Source organism: Cellulomonas triticagri (genome assembly GCF_003696205.1).
Classification (GTDB): Bacteria; Actinomycetota; Actinomycetes; order Actinomycetales; family Cellulomonadaceae; genus Cellulomonas; species Cellulomonas triticagri.
Genome location: NZ_RFFI01000182.1, coordinates 1 through 4,796, shown reverse-complemented (window position 1 = coordinate 4,796; position 4,796 = coordinate 1). Strand labels below are relative to the sequence as shown.

Below are 4,796 nucleotides of genomic sequence, written 5' to 3'. Positions count from 1 at the left end.
CGTCCCCGCCGTCAGCACCGCCGCCGCGCGGGCCTCCGCGCCTCGGAAGCTCGTGCGGCGGACCTCCGCGGGCGGCTCCGTCGCGACCCCGGCGTCCAGCGCCGTGCCGCCGCTGCCCGCGCTGCCGCCGGTGCTGCTGTCCGAGCCGAGGGGGTCGGCGGTCGTCGGGAGCGGGGCGGTCGGGGCGCCCGAGCCGTCCGAGACGGACGCCGTCACCGGCACGGCCGAAGGGCGCGGGGTCTCCGGCGGCGGCGGGGTGGGCGACGGCCGCACGGCGCGGTGCGCGCTGGTGCCACGACCCGGGGTCGAGGGGGTGCTCGCCGGTACCGGGGTGGTCGGCGTGCCCTTGCTGGTGCCGCTGGCCCCGCTGGCCCCGCTGGTCTCGTCGGTCGGCGGAGTCGGGTCCGCCACGGTGCGCGTGCCCGTGCGCGAGGTCACCCCCGTGCGCTTGCCCCGGCCCTTGCTCGGGGCGCTCGCGCCCGTGGTGCCGGCGCCAGGTGCGTCGGTGGCCGAGGACGTCGCGTCGGCGCTCGTCCCCGTCGCGGTCGAGCCGGGGGCACCGGTCGGATCGGGCGACCCTGCGGACTCGGGCGACTCGGGCGTCCCGGGGGCGGCAGGTTCGGCAGGTGCGTCGGGAGCCGGGGTGCTGGCGTCGGGCGCGGTCCCGGTGCCGTCGGCGGGAGGGGGCGTGCCGCCGTCCGAGGCCCGCTCCGTCGCGTCGTCGTGCTGCTCGCGGTCCGGCGTGCTGCTCATGGTCTGCTCCCTCGTGGCCGTGCGTCGCGCTGCGCGGGGACGGCCAGCCCGTCGGCGCCCCGGACCCGTGGCGCGGGTGCGGTGCGTGCCCGCGGGGACACGTCCTGCGGTACGACCGTAGAGCGCACGGCGACGGTCCGGCGAGCGGCGCGCCCGGATTGTCCGATCTCGTGAGGGGTGTGGCCCAGGTCAGCGGGCCACGGGCACGGCCGTGAGGTGGTCCGCCGCGGGCGCCTGCGTGGGTGCCACGGGGTCGCTCCCGGTGGGGGCGCCCGGGGTGGCGGTCCGGGCCGGTGCCGCGGCGACCGCGTTGGCGGCACCGACCAGCAGCCCGCCGCCGACCAGGTTGCCGAGCCCGACCAGCAGCACGTTGCGGGCGAACTCGCCGACGGTCGCGCCCGGCAGGTCGCCCCACAGGCCCAGGGAGAACGTCGTCATGTTCGCGACGACGTGCTCGAACCCGGAGGTGATGAACACCATCACGCACGCGAAGATCACGACGATCTTGGCGATCTCGGTCTGCAGGCGCCCGGCGCACCAGATGGCCAGGCACACCATGAGGTTGCACAGCACGCCGCGGAAGAACAGCTCGGTCCCGCTCTCGTGCGCCTTGTGCTCGACCATCGAGGCGATCATCCGGCCGCCCGCGGTGTCCGGGCCGAGCGCGCCGGACAGGTGCAGGATCGTCGCCAGCACGGCGGCACCCAGCAGGTTGCCCGCCAGGCAGGCCAGCAGCGTCAGCCCAGCGCGCGCCCAGGAGATCGCCCCGCGCATGGCGCCCTGCGTGAACACCATCATCGCGGAGGTCGCGAGCTCGCCCCCGGCCACCACCACGATGGTCAGCGCCACCCCGAACACCAGGCCCTGCACCAGCGGGGTCAGCCCCGAGCCGACGTCGGCCAGCGGGCCGCCCGCCGTCGCCATGATGATGACGCCGATGCCGATGTACGCGCCGGCCAGCATGGTGTTGACCAGGTAGACGCCGGGGCGGCGGGCGAGGTCGGTCTTGGTCCGGGCCGCGTGCGTCTGGTAGTCGAGGGCCTCGGCGGCTGTCAGCATGGTCCTCAGGGTCCTCCTCGACCGGGCCGGACACATGGGACGAAAGCCTTGTCGAGGTGGGTCACCCGCGGCTGAGCGCGACGACCACCTCGTAGTGACCGGTCTGCGGGAACATGTCGAGCAGCCGACCCCGCCGGGGCCGCAGCGACGGCATCGCCACGAGGTCCCGGGCCAGCGACGCGGCGTTGCAGCTCGAGTAGACGACGTCCCGGACGCCCGAGCGCTCCAGCCACCCGGCGAGGTCCGGGCCGATGCCGCGACGCGGCGGGTTCACGACCACGAGGTCCGGCGGGGCGTCGGCGGTCAGCGCGAACGCCGTGGCGTCACCGGTGGCGAACCGCACGTCGGTCAGGCCGAGGTCGTCCCGGCTCTGCTCCGCGCTCGCGACCGCCTCCGTGCTGGTCTCGATGCCGACGACCGAGCGCCCGGGCGCCGCGACGTGCAGGGCGAACCCGCCGACGCCGCAGTACAGGTCCCACACGGAGCGGGGCGCGGCGGCGTCCACCCACTCGCGGCCGATCCGGTAGAGCGCGGCGGCGACCTCGGTGTTCGTCTGGAAGAAGCTCTGCGGGCGCAGGTGCAGGTCCACGTCGTTGACGCGCATCCGCAGGGTCGAGCGCTCCGTGAGCACGACCTCCTCCGGCCCCTCCAGGACGGCCTTGTGCTCGGGCAGCAGGTTCGCCGTCACCGCCACCGCGCGCGGCAGCACGTCCAGCAGCCACGGCAGGTGCTTGCGCAGCCGGGGCAGCGCCTCGGTCGACCGCAGCACGAACCGCACCATGAGGTCGCCGTCGGGGGACTGCGTGACCAGCACGTACTTGAGCTCGCCCCGCCGCGTCGGCACGTCGTACGGCACGAGCCGGGCGCGGGTCACGAAGCTCGCGAGCACCGGCAGCGCGGCCTGGAGCGTCGCGGGGTACAGGCCGCAGTCGCGCAGGTCCACGCCCACCCCGCCGGGGTCGAGGATCCCCAGCGTCGGGGCGTCGACCGTGCCGCCGACGGCGAGCTTGGCCTTGTTCCGGAACCCCTGCTCGACGCTCGCGACCGGGGGCAGCCACTCCAGGGGCCCGAACGGGGCCAGCAGGTCGGCGCAGCGCTCCTGCTTCGCGGCGAGCTGCTCGGCGTACGGCTGCTCGATCAGCGTGCAGGAGCGGCACCGCGCGGCGTCGAAGTGGTGGCACTGCACCCCGCGATCCTACGGCGCGGGCCACGGCCGCTCCCGGGTCCGGGCGGCATCTAGAGCCCCGGGACCGGCACCACCGCGACGGCGCCCGTGTCCGCCCGAGGCTGCTCCGCCCCCGCCACCTGGGCGACGGCCGTCGCGACCGTGGGCGCGACGTCCGGGTGGAAGACGCTGGGGATGATGTACGCCGGGTTGAGCTCCTCGTCGGTGACCACCGAGGCCAGCGCCTTCGCCGCCGCGAGCAGCATGTCGTCCGTGATGACGTGCGAGCGCGCGTCCAGCAGCCCGCGGAACACCCCCGGGAACGCCAGGACGTTGTTGATCTGGTTCGCGACGTCGCTGCGGCCGGTGCCGACCACCGCGGCGTGCCGTGCCGCCTCCGCCGGGTCGATCTCCGGGCGCGGGTTCGCCATCGCGAACACGATAGCGTCCGCGGCCATCGAGGCGACGTCCTCGCCGGTGATGATGTTCGGCGCGCTGACCCCGATGAAGACGTCCGCGCCCGCCAGCGCCGGGCGCAGCGCCCCCGTCACGCCGCGCGGGTTCGTGTGCTCGGCGATCCAGCGCAGCTGCGCGGACGCCAGCGCGCGGCCGGTGTGCACGATGCCGTCCACGTCCGCGACGACCACGTCCCGCACCCCGGCCGCCAGCAGCAGCTTCAGCACGGCCGTGCCCGCCGCGCCCGCGCCGGACAGCACCACGCGGACGTCCTCGATGCGCTTGCCCACGACCTTCAGCGCGTTCGTCAGCGCCGCCGTCACGACGATCGCCGTGCCGTGCTGGTCGTCGTGGAACACCGGGATGTCCAGCCGCTCGCGCAGCCGCCGCTCCACCTCGAAGCAGCGCGGCGCCGAGATGTCCTCCAGGTTGATCCCCGCGAACACCGGCGCGACCCGCACCACCGTCTCCACGATCTCGTCCACGTCCTGCGTGTCCAGGGCCAGCGGGAACGCGTCGATGCCGGCGAACCGCTTGAACAGCGCGGCCTTGCCCTCCATCACCGGCAGCGCCGCCAGCGGGCCGATGTCCCCGAGCCCCAGCACCGCCGAGCCGTCCGTGACGACCGCGATGGTGTTCCGCTTGATCGTCAGACGCCGCGCGTCGTCCGGCCGCGCCGCGATGGCCTCGCACACCCGGGCGACGCCGGGCGTGTACGCCATCGACAGGTCGTCGCGGTTGCGCAGCGGCACCTTCGACTCGATCGAGAGCTTGCCGCCCAGGTGCATGAGGAACGTCCGGTCGCTGACCCGCTCCACGTCGACGCCCGGGAGCGCCCGCAGCGCGGCGACGATCTGCGCGGCGTGCTCCTCGCCGCTGGTCGCGCACGTGACGTCCACCGTCAGGCGCTCGTGGCCCGACGCGGTCACGTCGAGGGCCGTGACGATGCCCCCGGTCTGCTCGATCGCGGACGTGAGCTCGGAGACCGCGGTCGGCCGCGCCTCCACGTGCAGTCGTGCGGTGATGGACGAGGAGACACTCGGCGTCGAGGGCATGAGGTCAGTGTGGCCCGGAACCGCGTCACCCGCGCGCACCGGCGTGGCGCGCGGTAGGTGGCCCCGCGCGGCGGGGGGCCTAGGGTGACCGGGTGCTGCCGACAGTCCCGCCGCCCGCGCCCCGACCCGGCGCGGGACCCGACCCGCTGGCGCCGCTGCTGGACCTGCCCGGCGTCCGGGACGCCGTGGACCGGGCACGCACCGCCTGCGAGGAGCTGCGCTGGCACGAGGGCTTCCGGCGCCGGTGGCGCGAGGTGCGCGCGGAGGCCGACCTGCGGGCGGCACGCGCCAGCGCCGCCGTCGACGGG

Annotated in this window: 3 protein-coding genes and 2 pseudogenes; 1 reads left to right on the top strand and 4 read right to left on the bottom strand. The window is 75.6% G+C overall.

The features are described from left to right. The 4 genes and pseudogenes from EBM89_RS19490 to EBM89_RS19475 form a co-directional block, all read right to left on the bottom strand. Positions 1–753 (bottom strand): annotated as a pseudogene (locus EBM89_RS19490) (hypothetical protein); the annotation flags it as partial. Between the two features lie 189 nt (positions 754–942). Further along, positions 943–1,812, bottom strand: coding sequence for a formate/nitrite transporter family protein (locus tag EBM89_RS19485; protein WP_122151252.1), 870 nt, complete (start codon positions 1,810–1,812; stop codon positions 943–945). Positions 1,813–1,873: 61 nt separating this feature from the next. Then, positions 1,874–2,998, bottom strand: a complete 1,125-nt coding sequence (gene rlmC / locus EBM89_RS19480) for a 23S rRNA (uracil(747)-C(5))-methyltransferase RlmC (RefSeq protein ID WP_122151251.1) — start codon at positions 2,996–2,998, stop codon at positions 1,874–1,876. 50 nt (positions 2,999–3,048) lie between these two features. Then, complete coding sequence (locus EBM89_RS19475; protein WP_122151250.1) at positions 3,049–4,488, bottom strand: NAD-dependent malic enzyme; 1,440 nt, start codon at positions 4,486–4,488, stop codon at positions 3,049–3,051. Between the two features lie 92 nt (positions 4,489–4,580). On the opposite strand from EBM89_RS19475, the pseudogene EBM89_RS19470 reads away from it, so the two are divergent. Next, positions 4,581–4,796: pseudogene (locus tag EBM89_RS19470) on the top strand (cell filamentation protein Fic); the annotation flags it as partial.